The 22874-nt window shown below is 37.5% G+C and carries 24 protein-coding genes; 3 read left to right on the forward strand and 21 right to left on the reverse strand.

The window, feature by feature from the left end:
- Positions 1-99: 99 nt before the first annotated feature.
- The 6 genes from rplS to ACLHK8_RS02360 all read right to left on the reverse strand — a co-directional run bounded on the left by rplS (position 100) and on the right by ACLHK8_RS02360 (position 3427).
- A complete protein-coding gene (gene rplS, locus ACLHK8_RS02335; RefSeq protein WP_057772950.1) occupies positions 100-447 on the reverse strand; it encodes a 50S ribosomal protein L19 in 348 nt (115 codons plus the stop codon).
- Between the two features lie 125 nt (positions 448-572).
- Entirely contained in the window at positions 573-1328 is a 756-nt protein-coding gene (trmD, locus tag ACLHK8_RS02340; RefSeq protein WP_063697423.1) for a tRNA (guanosine(37)-N1)-methyltransferase TrmD, read from the reverse strand.
- Entirely contained in the window at positions 1325-1846 is a 522-nt protein-coding gene (rimM, locus tag ACLHK8_RS02345; RefSeq protein WP_057772946.1) for a ribosome maturation factor RimM, read from the reverse strand. Before rimM ends, trmD begins: the two co-directional genes overlap by 4 nt.
- Before the next feature lie 50 nt (positions 1847-1896).
- On the reverse strand, positions 1897-2154 hold the full coding sequence (locus tag ACLHK8_RS02350) for a KH domain-containing protein (RefSeq protein ID WP_057772944.1): 258 nt from the start codon (positions 2152-2154) through the stop codon (positions 1897-1899).
- Positions 2155-2169: 15 nt separating this feature from the next.
- Entirely contained in the window at positions 2170-2442 is a 273-nt protein-coding gene (rpsP, locus tag ACLHK8_RS02355) for a 30S ribosomal protein S16 (RefSeq protein ID WP_057772943.1), read from the reverse strand.
- Positions 2443-2560: 118 nt separating this feature from the next.
- On the reverse strand, positions 2561-3427 hold the full coding sequence (locus ACLHK8_RS02360; protein ID WP_063697421.1) for a zinc ribbon domain-containing protein: 867 nt from the start codon (positions 3425-3427) through the stop codon (positions 2561-2563).
- 267 nt (positions 3428-3694) lie between these two features.
- Between ACLHK8_RS02360 and ACLHK8_RS02365 the strand changes: the two genes are divergently transcribed.
- A complete protein-coding gene (locus ACLHK8_RS02365; RefSeq protein ID WP_063697418.1) occupies positions 3695-4375 on the forward strand; it encodes an EAL domain-containing protein in 681 nt (226 codons plus the stop codon).
- A gap of 62 nt (positions 4376-4437) precedes the next feature.
- Here the strand turns inward: ACLHK8_RS02365 and ACLHK8_RS02370 are convergent, their stop codons facing one another.
- The 11 genes from ACLHK8_RS02370 to ACLHK8_RS02420 form a co-directional block, all read right to left on the reverse strand.
- Positions 4438-6282 carry a GGDEF domain-containing protein gene (locus tag ACLHK8_RS02370; protein ID WP_057772938.1) on the reverse strand — a complete coding sequence of 615 codons (1845 nt, stop codon included), beginning with the start codon at positions 6280-6282 and terminating at the stop codon, positions 4438-4440.
- Positions 6283-6572: 290 nt separating this feature from the next.
- Positions 6573-7199, reverse strand: coding sequence for a hypothetical protein (locus ACLHK8_RS02375; protein ID WP_057772936.1), 627 nt, complete (start codon positions 7197-7199; stop codon positions 6573-6575).
- 57 nt (positions 7200-7256) lie between these two features.
- Positions 7257-8255 (reverse strand): WYL domain-containing protein, encoded by a 999-nt coding sequence (locus tag ACLHK8_RS02380; RefSeq protein ID WP_057772934.1) that lies wholly within the window; start codon positions 8253-8255, stop codon positions 7257-7259.
- 31 nt (positions 8256-8286) lie between these two features.
- Positions 8287-9279: an exonuclease domain-containing protein gene (locus ACLHK8_RS02385; protein ID WP_063697416.1), complete on the reverse strand. Its 993-nt coding sequence runs from the start codon at positions 9277-9279 to the stop codon at positions 8287-8289.
- A gap of 213 nt (positions 9280-9492) precedes the next feature.
- Complete coding sequence (locus ACLHK8_RS02390) at positions 9493-10323, reverse strand: alpha/beta fold hydrolase (protein WP_063697414.1); 831 nt, start codon at positions 10321-10323, stop codon at positions 9493-9495.
- 61 nt (positions 10324-10384) lie between these two features.
- Positions 10385-11020 (reverse strand): malonate decarboxylase holo-ACP synthase, encoded by a 636-nt coding sequence (locus tag ACLHK8_RS02395; protein ID WP_057772927.1) that lies wholly within the window; start codon positions 11018-11020, stop codon positions 10385-10387.
- Positions 11021-11022: 2 nt separating this feature from the next.
- Positions 11023-12690 (reverse strand): biotin-independent malonate decarboxylase subunit beta, encoded by a 1668-nt coding sequence (gene mdcD, locus ACLHK8_RS02400; protein WP_063697410.1) that lies wholly within the window; start codon positions 12688-12690, stop codon positions 11023-11025.
- Positions 12680-12979: a malonate decarboxylase subunit delta gene (locus ACLHK8_RS02405; RefSeq protein WP_057772923.1), complete on the reverse strand. Its 300-nt coding sequence runs from the start codon at positions 12977-12979 to the stop codon at positions 12680-12682. The genes mdcD and ACLHK8_RS02405 overlap by 11 nt, the downstream gene beginning before the upstream one ends.
- 11 nt (positions 12980-12990) lie before the next feature.
- The gene (locus ACLHK8_RS02410; RefSeq protein WP_063697408.1) at positions 12991-13797 is read right to left on the reverse strand and encodes a triphosphoribosyl-dephospho-CoA synthase; all 807 of its coding nucleotides are present in this window, start codon (positions 13795-13797) and stop codon (positions 12991-12993) included.
- A gap of 20 nt (positions 13798-13817) precedes the next feature.
- Positions 13818-15461: a malonate decarboxylase subunit alpha gene (gene mdcA, locus ACLHK8_RS02415; protein WP_063697406.1), complete on the reverse strand. Its 1644-nt coding sequence runs from the start codon at positions 15459-15461 to the stop codon at positions 13818-13820.
- An 82-nt stretch (positions 15462-15543) separates the two neighbouring features.
- The gene (locus tag ACLHK8_RS02420) at positions 15544-16455 is read right to left on the reverse strand and encodes an ACP S-malonyltransferase (RefSeq protein WP_057772917.1); all 912 of its coding nucleotides are present in this window, start codon (positions 16453-16455) and stop codon (positions 15544-15546) included.
- A 130-nt stretch (positions 16456-16585) separates the two neighbouring features.
- Here ACLHK8_RS02420 and ACLHK8_RS02425 point away from each other — a divergent pair, with 130 nt between their 5' ends.
- Both ACLHK8_RS02425 and ACLHK8_RS02430 read left to right on the forward strand, forming a co-directional pair.
- The gene (locus ACLHK8_RS02425) at positions 16586-17455 is read left to right on the forward strand and encodes a LysR family transcriptional regulator (RefSeq protein ID WP_057772915.1); all 870 of its coding nucleotides are present in this window, start codon (positions 16586-16588) and stop codon (positions 17453-17455) included.
- A 97-nt stretch (positions 17456-17552) separates the two neighbouring features.
- Positions 17553-18650: an acyltransferase gene (locus ACLHK8_RS02430; RefSeq protein ID WP_057772913.1), complete on the forward strand. Its 1098-nt coding sequence runs from the start codon at positions 17553-17555 to the stop codon at positions 18648-18650.
- A gap of 74 nt (positions 18651-18724) precedes the next feature.
- Here ACLHK8_RS02430 and ACLHK8_RS02435 read toward each other — a convergent pair whose 3' ends face one another.
- The 4 genes from ACLHK8_RS02435 to ACLHK8_RS02450 all read right to left on the reverse strand — a co-directional run bounded on the left by ACLHK8_RS02435 (position 18725) and on the right by ACLHK8_RS02450 (position 22767).
- Positions 18725-20311: an alpha-rhamnosidase gene (locus tag ACLHK8_RS02435; RefSeq protein WP_323709130.1), complete on the reverse strand. Its 1587-nt coding sequence runs from the start codon at positions 20309-20311 to the stop codon at positions 18725-18727.
- Positions 20312-20511: 200 nt separating this feature from the next.
- On the reverse strand, positions 20512-21159 hold the full coding sequence (pcp, locus tag ACLHK8_RS02440; protein WP_057772909.1) for a pyroglutamyl-peptidase I: 648 nt from the start codon (positions 21157-21159) through the stop codon (positions 20512-20514).
- Positions 21160-21176: 17 nt separating this feature from the next.
- The gene (locus ACLHK8_RS02445; protein ID WP_320531811.1) at positions 21177-22100 is read right to left on the reverse strand and encodes a DUF979 domain-containing protein; all 924 of its coding nucleotides are present in this window, start codon (positions 22098-22100) and stop codon (positions 21177-21179) included.
- Positions 22093-22767: a DUF969 domain-containing protein gene (locus ACLHK8_RS02450; protein ID WP_057772905.1), complete on the reverse strand. Its 675-nt coding sequence runs from the start codon at positions 22765-22767 to the stop codon at positions 22093-22095. The genes ACLHK8_RS02445 and ACLHK8_RS02450 overlap by 8 nt, the downstream gene beginning before the upstream one ends.
- Positions 22768-22874: the final 107 nt, after the last annotated feature.

Here is a 22874-nt window from a genome sequence, read left to right on the forward strand (position 1 = left end):
GTCATGATTTAATTGACTTGATAGTTTTTTTCTCGATAATTCAATCCATAAATTTCTATAAAAAAATACAAGCCATAATTGACTTGTACTTTAATCATCTTAACGACGGTCTTCTTTAATACGAGCAGCTTTACCGTTCAAAGCACGTAAGTAATAAAGTTTAGAACGACGAACACGTCCATGACGAGTAACTTCTAGCTTAGCAACACGTGGTGAATGTAATGGGAATGTACGTTCAACCCCAACACCATTGCTGACTTTACGAACCGTATATGTTGCACTGATTCCAACACCATGACGTTTGATAACAACGCCTTCAAAAAGCTGAATACGTTCACGTGTTCCTTCAACGATTCGTGCATGCACACGAACACTGTCTCCAGCACGGAAATCAGGGATGTCATCACGCAATTGTGACTCGGTAATTTTATTAATTAATAGATTCATTGAGAACCTTCCTTTCATCAACATTCTTATCCTTTTTGAACAGCGGAATATTGTGTGTTTGTCTTAACAGACTATTTAATATGTTAGCATAAAATCAAAACACTGTAAAGCTGTTTTAAACCCAACTAATCATCAGTGTCGTCACTAAATTCAAGCTTAATCTCTTCTAATAATTCAAAATCTTTACGATCAAGCTTAATTTTATCTAATAAGTCTGGACGCTTTTGCAGGGTTCGCTTTAAAGCTTGTTTACGACGCCATTGAGCGATCAATTGATGATTTCCGTTCAGTAACACCTCTGGAACTTGCATCCCCCTAAAATCGGCCGGACGCGAATATTGTGGATATTCCAATAATCCGGTAGAAAAAGAATCCCCCGGAGCAGATTCTTCATTTCCTAGCACTCCTGGTAAGAGGCGAACAGTTGCGTCAATCATAACCATTGCCGCAAGTTCACCACCAGTCAGGACATAATCTCCTAGAGAAACTTCATCAGTGGCGAGCGTTTTAATACGTTCATCGTATCCCTCGTAATGCCCACAAATGAATGTTAAGTGTGACTCACTAGCAAAATTTTCAGCCATCTTTTGGTTAAACGGTTTACCGCCTGGATCTAGGATAATCACGCGTCCTTTTGGCAACTGTTGATTTGTTTCATCAATGGCGGCCATTGCATCAAAAATCGGCTGTGGTTGAAGAAGCATCCCAGCCCCACCGCCATACGGATAGTCATCGACATTATTGTGTTTATTGCTAGAATAATCACGAAAATTAGTCACATCAATATCAAGCAGATGATCTTCGATAGCTTTACCCACAATTGATTCGTGCATCGGGCCACTAAACATATCTGGAAAAAGGCTTAAGATGTCAATTTTCATTCATCAAGCCCCTCTAATAATTCCACTATTACGCGATGGGTCTTTAAATCCACCTGTTTAATAACCTGATGAATATATGGTAATAGTAAATCTTTTTGGCCTGGCCGTTTAACTACCCAAACATCATTGGCACCAAGTGACATGATTTCAGATATCTGACCCAATAGTTGATTATCTAAATCATAAACGTCTAAGCCAATAATATCGTTATAATAAAATTCGTTAGAAGCAAGTTGTCCTCGATCCTCTTCCGGAATTTTTAAATCAAACTCTTTATATTTCTCAACATCATTGATGGAATCTAAACCCACAAAGCGTAAAAAATAGAGGCCTTTTTGTTGTCGAACTTTGGAAACTTCTAACGTTTTTACTGGTTTATCTTCACTTTTAGGTGAGAACAAGTACAATTGCTTACCCACCTGAAACCTATCTTTTGGGAAATCTGTGATGGGCATGATTTTTACTTCACCTTGAATGCCATGTGTATTAACAATTCTACCCACATTAAAATATTGCATTAATCTACCTCATAATATAATAAAAACTCTTAAACAAAACCAGGTTTCGTTTAAGAGTTTTTCGATTTGCCGTCTTCAATCACCAACCGAACCCGCTTATTACCTTGAAGGCGAAAGCTATAAACAACGTTTCGAATCGCCTGAGCAACTCGCCCACGTCGTCCAATAACTCGGCCAACATCAGCTGGATCCATACTTAAATGAAATTCATAAAAACGTTCTGATTCTGATTGTTCAATTGAGATTCGCTCTGGATGAGAAACGAGCGGTTTAACAATTGCTAAGATTAAAGCTTCTATATCTTTCATAATCAGTTATCCCGATTACTTAGCAAGCTTTGATTCGTGATACTTCTTCATAATTCCAGCTTTTGAAAGAATATTCTTAACGGTATCTGATGGTTGAGCACCATTGCTTAACCAACCTAAGATGTCTTCCTCATTTAATTTTACTTCAGCTGGATTAACTAATGGATTGTAAGTACCAACTTGGGCGATAAAACGACCATCACGTGGTGAGCGAGAATCAGCAACAACAACACGATAGAAAGGACGCTTTTTTGAACCCATTCGTTTCAAACGAATTTTTACAGACATGTCAACACCTCCTGTTTTATTTCACGTTAAATAATATACCAGTTATTCATTTAGATGTAAAGTGTTTTTTCTTTACAGGTTACATAAAGACCGACAAATCAGCCTTGAATTTAATTATTTACCGGTCATCTTCAACTGTAACCGCCGCATTTCTAATCGATTCTACTGTATCTGAATCCTGATTAGCCTGCGAAACAATATGTTTTAAGCTAACTGTTGCAACTGCTTCACCAAAATTATCAAATGTATATTTGTGGTCTTCATAACTTCCAGTATAGTAATTCACATAACCATCCCTCAGCGTATAAAACAAACGAGTTGAAGAACTATCGGTAGATGCTATTTTGACCGTATACAAAACATTGTCCTCACCAGGATTACTAAGGGTATCATCACTAACTTCATCAAAATTATTCACATAAATAGTCATTCCGGTAGCGTCCGCCTCTGACCAAATGTCAGCCCAAACTGCCGAATCAGTAATTTCATCGCTACCGTAGTGAATGATCGCGGCCCCGGATTCCTCTGGATCTAACTGATTGATATCCAATTTATCCGTGACTTCTTCAGAACTGGAACTAGAACTACTTGATTCCACACTTGAGGTAACCTCTTTAGCAGAGCTGGCTTTCTTAGAACTAGTTTTTGTTTGTACACGACTATAGTTATCAGCATCCCCACCACTGACCTTATTGCCAGCAGACATAATAAACCATGTTCCAATCCCGAGGGCAATTAGCATCCCAATCAACACAGCTCCAATAATTTTCCAAGTTCCGTTTGATTTATTTTTAGGATTTCTCGGTCCTTGCTCATTTGTTTCCGTGTATCCTGAACGTTGTGCATGTTGTTGACTTCTTGTTATTGGTTCAGAAGGCGTTTCTTTCATGGGCTGTAGCGCATATCCACAATTGGGACAAAATTTAGCACCAGCTGCTAATTCGAAACCACAGTTTGGACAAAAATTCACTTTTTTATTTTCCATTGTTTTCACCTAAACTTCATCATTATTTTTTATAGAATATCATGTTTTGCGTAATGGATAAAGTTCAGCCGTTAGACCAATCATAATAAAAATCAGATAACTATTGTAAATTCACCCCATAAATGGTATTTTAAATTTAAGAAATTTATTCTGCTCAACTTCGTGATGGCTTTTTATTGCACGCCAGCGAGGATACGACCCGTACTTGAGAAAGCCAAGCTACGGGTCTTTTTAATTAAAATAACTGTTTTTAAAGAGGGATTTACTTTGTATCAATATTTTATTCAACCAATCATAAATAAATATAATCAGTCCGTTATTAGCTACGAACTATTACTTCGCCAACAAGACAAAACATTCTGGGGTCCTGTAGACAACTTCTCTACCGTCCCAGCCCATGTCATTGTTGATGAACTAATTGAGGTCGCTAAGCAGTTAGCTCAAAAGGTCCCCTTTATCTCAGTTAACCTAAACCGAGCCCAACTTTTAAATCCGGATATTATTGAGTCCCTTATTCAAGCTCAAAAACGGCTTCGTCCTGTTCAAATCCAGATCGAACTAACTGAAGACGTCGTAGACATTGATTTTTCAGATAATGACATCATCGCAGTCCTTCAGCAATTTATCAATGAAGAGATGAGCATTTCCATTGATGATGTTGATTGCGGTTGTAACACGGAAGCATTCGTAAAAAAACTTATTCCGTTTACACACGAAATTAAATTTGCTTTACAGAACTTTGGACAATCGGTCTTTTTACCTGAAATTCAGCAAAGAATGCTTTACTGGCGTAATTTCGCCAAACTTCATAAAGTACGGTTCATCTTAGAAGGGATTGAAAACGAAAAAATCGATGAGTTTATTGATCGATTTAACATTGATATTCGCCAGGGCTACTTCTATGAAAAGCCCCATCCGCTCCATTTAAATAAGGCAATTAGCATTTAAATTTTTCCATCCTAAAAGGTAAGCTTATTTTAACCACAATAAGCTTACCCCTTTTAATTTATTTATTTTTTTAGTAACGGTAGCTTTGCGTCACCAAAGTAATCCCCCTCTAAATAATCAAGCCCCTCTTGTTCCATTAGCCAACTTTCCATCGATTGGTTGGCCACGCCATCAATTACAAGCATAACGTGCCATTTCTTGGCAATATCTCGCCAAAATTGGATATCTTTCCGTAAATAAATTGGAAACTTTGTTTTATCTTTAACATGAATATCCAACTTAATCCCATCAACATACTTCAGACTTGCAACAATCTTTTCAAAGTGTCGATTATCATTAATCTTACTAATCAGAACAATAATTCCATTTTGGTGAAGTTGTTCCATCATCGACTTTAATAAATTAGTCGTTGGAATATCTTTAAGTTCAATAAACATGTTTTCTGGACCATCAGGACTATTGAAAAAAGCAATTATTTTATTAGCCGTCATTGGATCCAGAAAATCCGCAATTGACAAAGAAATAATAATTGAGCGACATCGGCTATTGACTAACGCATCTTGCATCAACGTAAGACGAGTATCAATGTCTAAATAATCCTCAGTCGGAACTGTCCATTTTTGCTTGTCATAATCGTAACTGCGTAAGAGCAACTCATTGGCAACCCGTCGCCGTTCTTGATTTGAACTTCTGTCATAAACGCCTTTCACAAAGAACGCATAAGTTTCCCGTTCTAAATTGTCATCCCCGTTTGAAGTCTTTCCGTTAACAGTAACTGCATCGCGACCATGCTTTTTACTCGTGTATAAAGAATTATCCGCCCGTTCATAAACGTTTACAGCCGATTTGTCGCTGTCAATTGCCTCGGTTGCTCCAATTGAAATTGTGACTTTAATCTGATGTTTTTCATAGTTAAGATTCATATTTCTAACTGCCGTCCAGCAATGATTAAGAACTGGCAAGGCCTCGTTTACCGAACAATCTGGAAATACCAGTACAAACTCCTCACCACCAGTTCGATATAATCTGTAAGCACTGCTGTATTGGGCAATTGTATCTTTTAATACGCTCGCAATTTCAGTAAGGACCTTATTACCTGCCAAATGACCGTACTTATCATTGATCAGCTTAAAATGATCGATATCAAGGACAGCCATCGACAATGGCTGATGCTTCGTATGTGCAATCCCAAAATCATTAAAAATATCTTTTCGATATGCGCCATAATTTTTTGTATTTGTCATCTTGTCATAATTAGCAGAGTATGCAAGTTGCGCGTTATGATTCCATAAAGTCTGTTGATTTCCCGTAGAAATTTTCATTAAGAAAAACATCAAAATTGCTTGGATAGCAATGGAGGGCGTCACAAGCATGCCAACAGAATGGAGTGGCAAAGTGACCCAAAAATCAATCGCCACCAGCATACAAACTAGCAAGCGCAATGGAAAACTGGCCTCTATTTTTGCTCGATATTGCCAGATAATTACCAGTACAAACCACATTGCCAATAATGAAATTCCAAAACGGGGAGTTGTGTAGTCGCTGCTGTGATGGAGAAGCCATAATGTGGTCAGACTGGCACAGCGAATTAAAAATTCACCACCATTAATGCCTTCATCGAGAATGGCGAGAATTAAGATAAATAAAGCAATATTATGATACATCATCGTTGTAGTATTACTAGCGTTTACATACCCCGCCAAAAATAAAAGCATGCTCAAACCGGTGCTCACCACAATCAATAAACCACGATAAATAACTCGTTTTTTATGTGATTGATGGACATCCCCAAACCCCCGATTCCAAACTTGTGTATAAAAATTCACAAATCCCGAAATGATTAATTGGGCCACAAGTAACTGAGTTATCCAGTTTGCACTAAGCAGCAAAATATTTTGAATTTTCAAAGCCTTTATCCTTCTTCCAAAACTCATTTCAAATAGTTAGATATTTTTTAAAAAATTTTTCGTGTTAAATGAAAAGCCGAACACAATCAGGCACCACGGCCATATGTTGGCTGTAGTTTATTAGTCATACCGGTCTAGTATATCAAACAAACTCATGTCTGGGTTCGCAAAACTTAAGGAATTTTGTTTTTTATTTAGAAAATTTTACATACCAATGCAAAAAGAGTCCTAGGAAAAAATAGCCTTTTCTTAGAACTAATCTAGATTTGTTTGTATTATCGTCAAATTGTTTATAACTTTACAATTGCTTCGTGCTCATTTTGAAATTTCTCCTTGGACTGGACCTTTGAAAAGTGATCAAATTCACTCACCTGCAAATTACTGATATCAATTAAATTTTGCTTATTTTGCATATATTTCAAAATATCCAATGTGTTCTTCCCTAAAACAATTAAACGTTGGGGCTGGATGATTGCTAATTCATCGTTAAACATTTCAGCACTTTCCTTTAGTTTTCCGATATTTTTTGGATTCTTCACATATTGCAGAACCTTGTTGCTATTGGTTTCTGGAAAACTTTTAATAATATCTGTGATGTAACAGCCTTCAAACGGTGTGTTTAAAAATAATTTAGCAAGTGTGTAGTCGTGACCATGGCTTAACTCGGTATTATGGAAATCCTGCCAATTCTTTTGATGTGTCTTGCCTCCGGATGACCAATTAGTATTTAAAATAATTGCTGACGTTTTTATATGCGTTTTACGAAAATTAGGATCATTTATTTTTGATTCAAATGTTTGAAATCCAACTTGTTTATAATGCTGTTTTCCCTCTGCTGGATCTAAATTCCAAAGCGCCCAACTACTATACTTGCCATACTTTTTTTCTAATTCTTCATAATTTTTATCAGTTAACATAATGAGTCTCTCCTTTAGATGTTATCGTTTTTACTTTTTTAGTTACGCCATTATCTCCTAATCTTCATACTGTTCCAAAGATTTTTTGAGAATCTCTCTAATTTTTCTAACTAAAGAAATTGGTTCAATTACTTGGACGTTATTACCCTGACTTAATAACCAAAGCAGCGCTCCGTCTTCTCTTGCTGTGACTTTAATAATTGGATCGGCATTTTTCTCTGTATGAATAACTTCAGAAATCGGGAAATTGTTTAAGGCCGTGAGTACTGATATCCGACATTTGAATTTAAAAGTTATCGGATTCCCCAGAGGAATTAAATAAGCTTCCTTACGCTGATCCTGTAAATTATAGTGATTCGCATTCCTTTTAGTGTTTCCCGCTTCTTCTTTGATGATTTTATCTATCCGATCTAAACGGTACACCCTTACATTTTTTTGACCTGCGTGTTGCATCACGATATAAAAGAAGTGCGTATCAAAATATAAGATCTCTGGTTGTGCCTCATGAATTGTTATTTCAGAATTCGCATTTTTATAAGCAAACTTCAAAATATTTCTACTGATGATCGCCTGTGTACAGGCAGATATTTTTTTAAATAAGGCCGTTTTTTCGTATAGTTCAATATATCCATATTTTGGTATTTTTAAGTACTCTGTAAATTTTTCTTTTTGCGCCCTATCCATATTTTCAGATAGATAATCAAGCAATTGGTCTCGTTCCTTCTTAATCAAAGCACGACTACCTAGTATAATTTGAGCAATGGTCACGGCATAAGTAAATTTATCTTCTGCAGATGTTTTATTTTTAACATGATACACGGCATGCCGTTTAGAAAACGAACTATTTTGCATCTGACTTACAAGTTGCGTTTTGGACCCCGGAACATCTAGTACTGTTCTAATTTCGGCCAAATCGCGTTGAAACTTTCGTCTTCTAGCTTTCTCCTTCTCACCTTCTATTCCGTAAAAATCTTCCCAACTGTTAAAAGTAAACTGCTCTCCTTCAAGCAAGCGAAACATAACATCAAGGACTCGTTGTCTACTTGTATACTTCATCTCAAACACCCCTCGACCTTGTAAGAATCAATTACTCAACAATATCATTTCCGGAACATTGCCATTTTGCCGATTCTATTTTTTTTAAGCGTTGTGTTATCTCTCCACCATTCATAATTTGTAAGTGTCCGCATTTTTCAAAAAAATCATGTGCTGTTTTTTCTTCTAAACTCGGACCATTCTCTAATTTCTCTCCATCAATAAAAATATCAACATCCTTACTGATTTCTTGTGTCACCCGACCACCATACTTGACTACTAATTGTTTCATCTGAGAATTAGAGATCCCTTCAAATGTGCCGTAAACTACCACCTTTTGATGATCGAAAATACTCTGGTGATGGTTTTTTACCAGTACAGAAGCTAGCTCATCAGCGGCCAGATGCTGATAAACAATCGCTGTGGTTTTACAATCATTTAAAGAGTTATGAGAACGATTGTGAATGTCAAAATAATTTTTGAGCGTAGGTAAACTATATTTAGAGGCCGTTACTCTTTTGGTCTTGGCGAGCAAAAAGGTATCAATGAGTCGATTATCACCAAAAGTCATGCCATTGGCCTTCAAAAATGGGATATCAAAACGAACAATATTATGTCCAACAATTGGATAATTACCAATAAAAGACCGATAGCTAGAAGCTATTTCATGAAATGTCGGTGCATCTTCAAGCATCTGCGCTGTTATTCCAGTAAGATTACTGATGAAGCCTGTGAGTGGTTGTACTGGTTTCACAAACGTATCAAATTGTTCAACCTGTTTATCGTTATAATATTTAATCGCGCTAAGTTGAATCACTTCGTCTTTGTCTCTAGCCAACCCAGTTGACTCGATATCAATGACCACATAATCATGAGGGAGGTTTGCAACTGATCCTTGAGCATTTTTACCGTATTTTAACGTCTGGATAATTATATACATCAAAAATTCTTTTTTGGCTTTAGTTGTCATATCCGCTTCATCCAAATAAGAATTAATTTGGGAATCTTTAACTAGTTTGGCGTACACCTCTTCGTAACTTATCATCTCGATACCACCTATTTTGATTATTCAAATGCTTCGTTATTTGTAATAATACTCATGTTGACGACACCATGTGTCATTCGTAAAGTTTATATTCTCAGGTAAATTTTAAATTGTATTTTTTTTGAACAACCGCAAAAATAGTCATGAAAACAAAAATATTCTTTGATAGGTGATTGTCTTTTATAGACCCAACCTTACCAAAGAATATTTCTTTTAATCTCTTATATTATTTTGACATAAATCTTTTGAAATAACCTGGCGCCGATGGTTTTTCAACAAGAAGTGTCTCAATAATTGATTGAATTCATCCGGAACTTCCGCCATGATTACATGGCCACAATTATTAAGTTTAACGCCGCTGACACAGGAATTGGTGCCCGATACTTCATCCACAAAGGCGGCTTTATAGTATGGACTTTGAACTGCTGACATTAACATTACTGGAACAGTTGTATTGGCTAGTGTTTCTCGCCAATCTTTCCGAAAATGATCCAACAGAAGTTGATAATTAGCTTCACGTCTAAACGGATTTTTATTTTTGGCATTAAACAATTCACCTATCACCCGTTGATCCAATCCATTTAAAGTTTCGTGAACTTCTGGAGAAATTTTTGAAACTTCTTGATAATTATTTTCATTTGCGTTTAAAAAACCAAACGACCAGTCCTTTGTATTCAACATTTTTGGTGTTTGATCCACACCGATTACACCTGCTACATCCGAAAACTGATCAATGTAGCCATAACATACACTAGCCCCCATCGAATGCCCAATTAAAAGGGGCGCGTGGATGTTTAACTTTTGAACAAGTTCCCGTAAATCTAAAATAAGCCTATTCATTGATTGTGGAAAAACATTTCGTTGTGAACCACCCTGATTTCGATGGTCATACGTGATCACACGATACCCCATCTTTAACAAATATTGAACCTGCAACACCCAGATCTCTTTATAGCCACCAAAACCAGTCACCAGAATCACTGGATTTCCTTTACCTTGATCTAGATAATCAATCCAGACACCATCTGTTGTTTGAAATTTCATAAACTCACCATTCTAAGCTAAAAAGCGTCGCAACAATTAGTGTTACGACACTTTCTAGAATTTATTTTTCAGTTACTACTTTCCAAGGATCCGTTACTAAACGCGGGCCCTGATCTGTCTTCATTAAAATTGTTTGACTTCGGTTATTCGCATACTCTTCAAGAGAGAAACCATTTTGCTCCTCAACAACTTGCAAATCAATATGCACGCCATACTGATTTAATTCTGCAAGCAATTTTAAAGCCTCTTTATCACTAATTTTAGGAAATTTCTGAACAATGATATCTAAATCACTATGCACGTTAGCCATGGATCTACCACTGGCCAGCTCGTATCCAGCACTTCCACCAATTCCCCACTCAAACTCACGCATAATTGGAACAATTGCTTCTAGAGCCTGAAAAACCGGCAGTGCCTTTCGGGAAGTATCTACGGAAACCCAAGCCTTTTTATGAACAAGTTCATATGGTGAAACTTTAGTTATGACCGCCTGTTCCGACACCGTCAAAGCTTGTCTTTGACTTCGAGTCTTCCCTCGCACACCCACTGGAATCATTCCAACTTTTTGCTCTCCTCGACGAACAACTACCCAAGGTGCGGATAATAAAGACTGACTTACCCATTCTGGAAAAGTCGGATTCTGTTTTAAAATCTTAACAATGTTTAGTTTAACTAAATCATGCGGGTAAAAATTCATAATTACTCACGCCACTGGTCAGCAACTGCTTGCCGCATCTTGATCGTTGCTACTCGGCCGCTTTCTTTAGCGATCTTTGTTTCATAACGGAAATGAAGGTTGTTGGCATCGCCTTTAGCACTATCAATCGCTTCATTAATAATTTTCTTCACTTTATCCACTGATTGGTTATCAGCATCCCATGAAGAAACACCCTTAACTAATTGATATAAAGCGCCAAGTTTTTCATAATTGTCAATGTCATAGGCCATGGCTGGTACATGTTTGGTTGCTTCTTCAAGTTCTGCAATCGTCCTTTGTGTAATCCGAGCTGCACTAGCTTTGGACATTGCCTGAATTGTAATTGAATCATCATCTAAGGCAATTAGACGGTTAGATTGTAATCCATGGGCCAAAAAGCCACCAGATACTGCATCACCTGGAATAAAGGAGATAACAGGATGTCCAGCTTGACGTGCTTTAGCATATGCTGCAGCACTAGAAGCCAAAGACACATGAATACCAATTAGTTCTTCCTTATATCCGTACGCCTGACTAGGAACATCCACGATAATAATAATTGGTCGTTTATTTTCTTTGTCTGCATCTTCTTTGATCACCTGATTGACCACGTTGGCAATCGCGAATCCTTCTTGTAAACCAGCTTCACCATTACGAACACGTGGAAAATGATTTTTTGGATCGGGCACAATTGCAATATAAGTTTTGCCACTGACGGTTGCTTGTAGAACGGTTGAAACGTTTGTTTCGGCATTTTTAATACCGGTTAATTTTTCAAACCAAAGACGTCCGCGGCTTTTGGCCTTCTCATCTGGTGTAGAAACTGCCTCACTAATTGGGTGCGAAATAGTTTTTACATCTTTGTATAAGTTACGATACTCAGTTGTATTCAATGATTTACTCATATCTAGTTTGTCTAACAACGAAAGATAAAAATCTGCTTTTTCAGTTCGTTTTGCATCTTTCTTTTCAGAAATAGCTTTACTAACAGCATCTCTCATCACTTCAACGGAATCTTCTACAACTTCATCAACAATCCCAGTTACTGAACGCTGTTTTGTCCCCAATGTATCCCAGATAAGATCTTTGTCGCTTGAATCAAATTCACGAACACCAGCTTCTTGTTCAATAACTTCAGGACCATTTAAACCAATCCGTGCTTTCTTGGTCGCAATCAAGTACGACAAAATTGCTGAGGTAATTGACATTCCACCAAAAGAGCCAACCCTTCCAGGCACAAGCCCAATGACTGGCACATATTTTTTAATAGCAACAACGGCATTTTGAATTTCTGAAATTGAAAGCAACCCGTAATTAGCTTCCTGTAAACGAACTCCACCAGTATCCAAAATAATAATTGGATAAATTGTTGTGCCGTTTTGATTGTCTTTTAAAACTTGTTCCAAAGCAGCAACAATTTTGGCACCACTGACTTCACCGATTCCGCCGCCTTGAAAAGCAGATTCAATTGAAATAACTAAAACGTTTTTCTTTTCCAGTTGACCTTTCATTAAGATCACACCATCATCACTCTCAGGCACGATTCCTTGCGGTTCCAGGTGTGGCGAAATCATGTTATCAAATGGTCCGACAAGTTCTCGTCTCGTTCCTTCATCCAATAAGGCGGTCGCTCTGTCACGACCACTTAATTCAACAAAACTATTCTTCATTGTCCAGCGCCTCCATTGCTTGAGTTAAACGTAAGTTCACAACACCGGGAGTAGCTCCGAAATCATTAATTTCAATATCTGCTAATAATGGATAACGTTCAAAGAACCGGGCCAACACATTTTGCCAAACCTCTTTAAAACCGTCACTTCCAGTTACAATATTTAAAGTAGTTTCTTTTGAAGTAGCTGGTTTGAAAATAACTTCCAAGTCCCCTGATGCTACAACACCCACATGAACGGGATGCTGAACAGGTTTTGTATTTTTAAAAGAAAAAGTTAATTTTTCCATTTTTATCCTCCTTATAAATCAAAATTGTGTAAGAAATAGGTTGCAGCAAAAAGATCCGCACATCCACCAGGAGATATTTGATAATGATCCACCGTTTTTTGTAAATCTCGAAAAGCAAGGCTGTTTAAAGTGTCCGATTCTTCATAAGCGGACCGAGCTTCGTTTTGAAACTGCCTCAAAACTTTGAGATTACTCCGATGAATAACATTTGTATCATCGACGTTTGCGTATAGTGTGCACAATACTTTGAGCCATTGGTCTTGATCAATTTGTTTACTAGTCCTGATAATATTTAGGGCCTTTTCTACATTTGGAAAACCATCTGCGGCTTCCTCACGAGCGCCGTTTACATGATACTGTTGCTTAGCTTTAGACCCGTACGTAGGTTTGGCATGCGCATTTACAAACCGATCAGGGATTTGCGCTAACTGTCCTGCTTTTTCAAAAATATCAGTTGTATTAGTGGTGTTAGCACTACTCGTCACGGAAACCAATACGCCTAGCGCCCAAATAGCTCCTTTATGAGTATTAATCCCATGGGTTGTTTCGAACATTTTTTGTTCTCCTTTACGCCCAATTGCCCCAATTTGTTCTCGCAGATCTCGTGAGATTGGTGCATGCTCGGAAACAACTGCAATTTGTAAAAATGTTTCATACAGACTATCAGCAGAACGCAAAAATAAGTCGATGTTCATGTCAGTATGAGATCCGTTAGAGATTTTAGTAACCAGTCCCGGTTTGGGTGAAAACCTGGCTTCCCATTTCAATGCATTTACGGCCTGAGTGGCTAATTTTTCTGCTGAACTTACTCTTATCACAATCCTCACTCCAAATTATTTTATGACCAACTACGGAATTTTGCTGGTGGCGTATAAAGTCCATTCGACCACTCAACTAAATCATCCATTGTCTGGGCCGCCAATAAAGAACGTTTTGCTTGCCCACGAGCTACACCAATATCCTCTGGTAATGCAACAATGCCACGAGCACGTAAATCTGCTAATGTTTTAGCATTACTTCGCAAACCAACAGGTGTTACTCCGGCAATCGCTTCAATTGCAGCTTGGCGTTCCGCCATACTGTCTGTCTTGTAAAGATATGCAATTCCTTCTTCAGTCACGATATGGGTCGTATCCTCACTATAAATCATGATTGGTACATTCTTTAATTTAGCTTCCTTACGAACCTCTTCGGCATCCAAATGATCGACAAAAACTGGTTTCTTGTTAGCTCCAAAGGTTTCTACCATTTGAACAACTAATTTTTGACCTTTACCAAGCGGATCGTTATCAGGTCGCAAACTCTGCCAGGCAGGTGTTGAATGACGACGTCCAGTAGGGTTACTTCCCATGTTTGGGGCACCACCAAATCCTGATAGACGGCCATTTGTAACCGTTGAAGAATTACCAAATTTATCGATTTGTAAAGTTGAACCTACAAACATATCTAAAGCATATTGGCCAGCCATTTGGCCGTAAGCACGGTTGGAACGCATACTGCCATCTTTTCCAACGAAAAAAATGTCAGGTCGGGCCGCAATATACTTTTCCATCCCAACTTCGCCACCAAAACTATGAATAGATTTAATCCATCCACTTTCAATGGCGGGAATTAACGTCGGCGTTGGATTAACTTCCCAGTTAGGAATAATTTTTCCTTTTAATCCAAGTTGTTCGCCATATGTTGGTAAAAGTAATTCAATAGCTGCTGTATTAAAACCAACTCCATGGTTTACAGACTGAACATTGTGCTTTTCGTAAATTCCGCGAATAGCCATCATGCCCATTAAAACTTGCAATTCAGTAATGTTTTGTGGGTCTCTTGTAAACAATGGTTCCAATTGATAAGGCTCATCAGCTGGAATCACCACATCTACCCAATCACTAGGAATATCAACGCGCGGAACTTTATCAACAATTTCATTAGCCTGGACAATAACAATTCCATCCTTGAACGCTGCCGACTCAACAATGACTGGCGTTTCCTCAGTGTTGTTACCTGTATACAAGTTTCCGTCACGATCAACCTTATCTGCTGCAACCAAAACAACATTTGGAATTAAATCAACAAAAAGACGCGCATATAATTCAAGATACGTATGAATATCCCCAACCTGCATCGTACCATCAGCGATCATTTGAGAAACTCGCGTACTTTGCGGACCAGCAAAAGAAAAGTCCATCTTATTTGCAATCCCTAAATCGAACAGGTCCAAATGTTCTGGACGTGAAATACTCGACATAATCATATGCAAACCATGAACCTTTTCAGGATCAACACTGGCTAACACTTTAGATAAAAAGCTTGCTTGTTTCTGATTATCGCCTTCTAAAACTACCTTATCGTCTGAATCGATTAACAATTCTAATAATTCTTTTGCATTTTGAGTTTTAGCAAACTTGCCATCAAGTAAACTAGCAGCATTTTCTATTTTTTGCTGTTTTGCATCCCGATGAGTTGTCCAACTTTTAATTTCACTCATGTTATTTCTCCTCTTCGTAATTAATGTCTATTTTGCTTTCGCATTGCTTTCGCAAAATCTTATTCACATTACCATCAATTCTTTAACTTAATTTCTGCCATTTTGTTAATAAAAACTTAGCATCATCCAAACCCATATCCGCCATTGAAATGGTCCGCATATCTGGTAACTTAGTTTTAAGTAACCCGGTCATAACATGGCCTGGTGAAAATTCAACTGCTGAATCCATCAAATACTCCTTAGCCACATCCATCATGACATCCCAATACACCGGGTAGGCCAAATTATTTCCTAAATCATAAGCTACTTCTTCAACGCTTCTGGTTGCATGGCCGTTATAATCTGCTAAATAAATACAAGTTGGTTTTTGTAATTGAATCTTTCCCAACGCATCCGTTAACTCTTTTGCAACACCTCTCATCAAAGGCGAGTGCGATGGAACTGGGACTCTAAGTAATTTTGCTTTTTGAGCACCCTTTTGCTTTGCTTTTTCCAAAATTTGCTTGATTCCTGCAATATTTCCAGATATCGTAACCTGTAATTGTGAATTTTGATTGGAAACATAAACAGGCGCTTTTTCATCAAATTCACTATCCACAATTGCGGCCACTTCGTTACGCAAAAGCCCAACAATGACGCCCATTCCGTATCCTTTAGGGTATGCATTCTGCATTTCTTTTGCTCGAAGTGCAACAATTTTAATTGCATCTGTCGTCTTAATTACTCCTGCTGCATACGCTGCCGCAAAAACACCCAGAGAATGCCCTGCGACCAGATTGGGCTGCCAACCCGTAGCCTTCATTTCATCTACTTGACTTAACTGTAAAATTAGAATACTTAACTGAATCTGAACAGAATCCATATAACCTTGATCGGTATCTTCCAATTTAATACCAGTTAATTCAGTAACCTGCTTTCGTAAGGATAGTGCCGTGGTTGATAACATTCCTTGGCGTTGTGATCCTTGACCTGGAAACATCCATAAAGTATTCATATTTCACATGCCAGCTTTCATTTTAATTAATCTCACAAGGGTTACTTTAATATCATTTCGGTAATATGTATAATAGAAAGATGGAATGATACATAACCAAATGGTTAACTATAAAAGGAGCGTCATTAAAATGAATCTCACTCACCTACGTTATTTTTCGGTTGTCGCCAGCCAAGAAAGCATTACAAAAGCATCTGAACTTCTTTTTGTATCACAATCTGCTGTAAGTAAGACCATCAAACAGCTCGAATCCGAGCTTAACGTACAGCTCTTTGATCGGGTAGGAAGAACTATCAAACTCAACCGTGCTGGTAAACTATTTTACAGTTATGTGAATGACAGTCTGAACTTGCTTGATCGGGGTATTTCCTCTGTGTCCGGTGGAATCAAAACTTCTGAACAACCAATCTCAATTCTATTTGAAGTCGGTTCTACTTTGATTCCTCAAATAGTGAACCGCATCCAAAAAAATTTACCCAATGTTCGTTTGAATATTGCTCAACATGTTCAAATGGATACGGATTTGCAGCAGTACGACTTTATCGTTACGACCCGGAAGATTCCGAAATATTTTACTGCCCCTATAATTAGTGAAGAGATTTTTGTTGGCTGGAAATCCGACTACCCAAACAACACCATAAATCCATCCACTCTGATTAACACGCAGTTTGTCGGCCTCGGCAGTCATAATCAACTACGAAAAACTATTGATACTTATTTTGAACAACATCAATTAACAATAAAATTTAAATACGAAACTGATGATCCAGCAACTGTCCGCGGCCTGATCGATGAAGGCGTTGGGATGACGTTTATCCCCGCAGTTACCTGGCAAAATGTCGGTAACCATTTGCATCTTGCCCGATTAACTCCTGATGTAATGCGTCGAACGATATATCTTTGTTCATCGACCCATCAACTAAACAATATTCAGCGAGAAATCAGCAACGAATTGGTTGAAATTTTTGTGGATGCTCAAAAACATGAATTAAAAATTTAGTTTGCCAATTTTTAAATAACCTGCTATATTTACTTTGCAATCTACTTTGTCATTTTTAATTGATCTCACAACTTCAATAAAGGTGGCAACTCTATCAATGACAACAAAAACAAACACACCAGCAGCTGATGTTGGTGATTATATGAAAGTTTTTGCCTGTACTGCAGTTATGATGCAAACTGTCCTTTCACTTGTCTTAACAACTGGACCCAGTCTGAATGTGCAAACAGGAATCGGTGTTGTATATAATCTTGTGAAATATACAGCGCCGGCATTTATTTTTGGAATCTTATTCACAACCATTCGAACAAATGAGACTTCTGACCTTCGTAATTACGGAAGTTATATGTCTAAACAGTTTTCAGCTTTGTTCGTACCAACTTTTTGGTGGACGCTAATTTACCTAATTTGTTTACCGAATGTTCAACAAATTACCAAATTTCATAATATCACCAGCTTTTTATGGCAATTTATCAATGGTAATGCGGCTCCTCATCTTTGGTACAACACGATGATGCTTCAATTTATCATTTTGATGCCATTTTTTTGGTGGTTGTCACGGTGGACAGTGAAATCTACTAAACGCTTGTATGTCGTTTTAGCAATCACTATAATTGGTTATTTCTGCTGGCTATTGTTTTATGATCACTTTGTTTTCTACGGATCACAAATGCAAAATTGGTATTTATTGGATCGAATTTTTATTAGTTTTATTATTTACGGTATTTTAGGTGCTTTAGCTTGGAAGAAACACGCTCAGCTAGAAAACCTGCTTCGTAAATTTTGGTGGCTTATTGCGATTGTCCTTGTCCTCTCCTTCGTTTGGACCAATGCCGAATTAAGTGGTTTTGGACATCCCGTAAGTTTGGCCAATGCAATTTACTACAAACCATCAATGACGATCTATGCCTTAGCGGTAATCGGACTGGTTGCTGCTTTAGCATTTATGAATATTCGTCAACGCTCAACAATTTTAAATCCAATGCACTTTTTAGCTACTTATGCTTACCGTGCATATTTATCAAACGTATTTTGGTTACAACTTATCTGGCATGTATTTGGTCATAGTTTAGGGAATGTTCATCCTGTATGGGCAATTATCAGTTGCTATATCATTACTTGGATATTATCTTTTGTTTCTGCGTACCTCTTTCATGTTGGTTGGTTTTCGATTAAAAATAAAATTCATGGTTAATTCCAAAAAAAAGTCTCTGAAAAATATTTTCAGAGGCTTTTTCTATTTTTAAAAGTTTGATTAACCAATATATCTTATTCATTAATTAAGTATTTTCTAATTAAATACGTCGGCGTGCAGCTCCACGCATGGCAATAACTATTAATAATCGGAGAGCCATACGGTGAGAAGTGAAGATCCTCAGGTTTAAAGGCTTCCCAAAAAGTATCAGCACCCAATTGAATCATTTTACCCCAATAATTTTTGATCAATTGAATTCCTTCTTTTTGATGGTCCGATTCAAACAATGCTTCCGCAATGTGATGGTACATGTACGGTGTTGCAATGCCAGTCACCGGGAAAAATCGTTTTATGCCATTGGTCATTAACTGTTTGTTTTGCTCATCAGTCAATACATGTGCCAGAACCATCCATACTTGACTAGCAATATTAATTTCTTGTTTAGAGCCACTAACAAAGAATCCCTTTGTCTTATCAAATAACTGTTTTTGCGCAAAGTTAGAATACTTTTCGATTAACCGTTGATATTTAGCGGCATCTTCGTTTGCTTGCACTTTAGCTAACTCAACAAATTGCTTCAGCACATAGATGAGAATTGCTTGCCCAGCAGTTTGCTTATCAAAATTGTTTGACCAATCAACAAATACTGGCCATTTTTCATTTGGCTGGAGTTTTCCTTGACTGTCTACTTCTTCTAAAGCCAAATCCATTTCTTTTTTTGCAACGGGATATAAGTCGTTAAGAACTTCAGTGTCACGAAAATTATCAAAGTAATCCTTCAATACTGAAATAAAAAACAAACTATAATCATACATAAATGTATCATCCGGTATTGGATTTGAGTTAGTAAAAATATTTGCAGAAATTTTTCCGTCCGTTGTGGGCATTGAGCCAAATAAATACAAGCAGCGTTTAACTAATTTTTGATTATTAAACGTCTTGTAGTTTGCTAAAGCCTGTAACCTTAAATCCCCTAACCAAAGCCTACGATCTCGCTTAGGTCCGTCCTCAAAGACCTCCTGCATACAATCATGCAAGGTCTTAATACTTATCTCATCGATTTTTTTTAACTCAGGATCTTTAATTTCCACTTTTGGAACATCTTGCAACGAAACGGCACTTTCTGTTGTGACAATTGGCTTGCTAAAACTAGCCAGCCATTTAGGTGAAGAATCTTTCACTTCAATTTCAACATATCGAAACGCATATCTTCTTGGTAATTCCAGCCGTGTCGGTAAGACATCTAAATGGATAAATTCTTCTGAAATCCAAGCACTGCTTAACCAACCCTCATAAGAGTTTGCATCAATACCAATTTCAGCCGGCGTTTCAGCAAAGGTTAGATGTAAAAATAGTGGTGAATCCATTGGTGATCCCACTGAATCAATGTTGATACTGAAGCGTCCCACTTGATGATCACCAAAATCTAGAACTAATTTACCATTTTTACCTAAGCTATAATCTGCTAAACTCTCAATTTTATTTTTATTTGACACCGCTTTAAAACCGTTCATTGCCGAGTGATCTGCAATAATATCGACTAAATCAACTGGTTCTACCGTTGTATGGTGAAGTTTTGTGCGATTATCTTCAGTTTTCTTTAATAATTTTTCATTATGATCAAAATTGACATCATGATTAATTTGAAATGTAAAAGCCATAATTTTTACTTCCTTTACAATATGGATTTAAATCCGCTTGGCACTATTAAAGATTAAATCTGTGGATCCTAATTTATTATACCCATTTGATCGGAGAAATCGCGTTTTGCGACTAAAATAAAAACAGGTTTAATTCCAAATATCTTATACTTGGTTTAAACCTGCTTTTAGATATGACTGATAAAGTCATTCTATCATTTTTAAGCAATACTACCTTCAACGCTTTCAATATCTTTCTTACCGTCCATCTCAACAATTGCTTCAATAGCAGCTGTTATCCCACGGACATCATCATTCAAACTCAACGCAGCCGTGTTTGGGCGTGTTGTAACCTGCTCTGGCAAAAATGGAATGTGCATAAATCCAGCTTTCAAATCATGAAATTCTTTATCAATCATATACTGGACCTGATACATAATATGATTACATACATAAGTTCCGGCAGTTGTCGAAACACTGCTTGGCAAACCAACCTTACGGATTGCTTTCGCCATGGCTTTGACTGGCAATTCAGTAAAGTAAGCATTCTGACCATCTTCATGAATTGGTGTATTTAAAGGCTGATATCCTGCGTTGTCTTTAATTCGACCATCATCAAAATTAATTGCCACTCGTTCAGGCGTTAAACCAAAACGGCCACCCGCTTGACCAATGCTTAAAACGTAATCTGGTTTTTCTTTTACAATTGCCTCATGTGTAACTTCGGCACATTTTCCAAAGATTGTGGGAATCTCTACTTTCACAATATCTGCTCCAGCAATCTTATCTGGTAACTTTTTAACAGCCTCTATCGCTGGGTTGATCTTATCATCACCAAATGGGTCAAAACCTGTCACAAGAATTTTCATATTTTATCTCCTCGTTTCTAAAATGCTAGTACATACATTAAAATAATTTGAATCAGCAACATACAAATTGCAATTGGTGCCTGTTGTTTAATGACTCCCAATGTATCCTTCATTTCCATCAATGCGACTGGTAATGTATTAAAGTTTGCAGCCATCGATGTTAGCAACGTACCGCAATATCCTGAAGTCATTCCTAATGCTGCTACAACGACAGCCGCACCACCTTGAGCAACCACAAACGGAATTCCAATCCCAGCAGTGATAACCGCAAAAGCGGCAAAAGCATTACCCATGATAACTGTAAATACCGCCATTGCAACACAGTATAAGACTACTCCCAAGAGATGATTTCCTACAGGAAAGACGCTTGAAATTGCTTTAGCAGTTACAGTCCCAACACCGGAAGCGGTGAAAACCACGCCAAGAGTTGCTAATAATTGTGGTAAAATTCCGGCAGATCCCACCGAACGCACCATTCGTTGACTATCTTCATAAACCGTTTTGCCACCGGCCTTTGTGAGCCACATAGCAACAATTAAGGAAACTATCGCCGCTACACCAATTCCAACTTGTCCACCAAATGGCGTAAATTGTGCAACTAAAATCGCAGTTACAGCTAGAATAATACTTGGCAGGAAAATCCAACCACCCAATCGTTTTGCGGACGCCTCAGATACCTCTTTATTGAGAGGTTTTATGTGACCAACTTTTACCTGTTTCAATAAAGAAAGTGCACCAATCACAAGTAATAAAGCTCCGACAACTGCATTAGGTAACCACTGACCAATTCCAAAGATAATTGCAAATATTAACCAAAATGCTGCGGTACCAAAGCGAGCAGTATTAGTTTTATCACGAACCGATTCGATTGAAGCAATTAAAAACGTTGCTCCAATCAACATGTAAAAGAAAGTCAGAATATTATTAATTAAACTAGTCATTATTCTTTCCCTCTTTCAAAAGTTTACGATCAAACATGTGGTTATACCAGAATACCAATACAATTGTGAGAATAGCCACAGGAATTGAATACAAGGCAATTCCATTTGGAGCTACCTTGTAGCCTAAAGATTTCATTGTGCTTGCCATTAATAAAACTCCTGATGACGCAACGAAAAGGTTCTGTGAAAAGAAGTTTCCAAAATTTTCTGTTGCTGCAGAGCGAGCTTTAATTCGATCGATTTGTTTTTCTGTCAATTTTGTTTCAACACTAGCGGCTGCCTGCGCCATTGGATTGATCAGTGGTCGAATAAACTGAACCTGGCCTTGTAAAGAAATCCCAAACAAAGATGCTGCTTCACGAATCAATAAATAAATGTCAAAGATTCGCCCTGGTGTCAGATTCTTCAATTTCTGAATCAAGTTAACCGCTGATTCTTTTAAACCGTGTCGTTCAATGACACCGATCATCGGCAAGGTTAGAAAGAACAATGACACCATTCGATTATCCATAAATCCTTGTCCTAAGATTTCTAGGAATTTTGTAAAATCAATCCCAGAAGCTAATGCCGTCACTAAGGCCGAAATAATAACCACAGCAACCGTATCCAGCTTAAATGCAAATCCTAGAATAATTACTAAAACTCCAATCAGTTTTATGTATTCCATGTGAAACCTCCTCTAATCAAGTATTGATCATTAGTATGTATATTAAAAACTTATCATTATTTTTTAACCTTTTCAACCATAACTTAATTTTCAAGTTTCGGTTTGAT

The organism is Pediococcus sp. M21F004, from assembly GCF_051122535.1.
Classification (GTDB): domain Bacteria; phylum Bacillota; class Bacilli; order Lactobacillales; family Lactobacillaceae; genus Pediococcus; species Pediococcus inopinatus.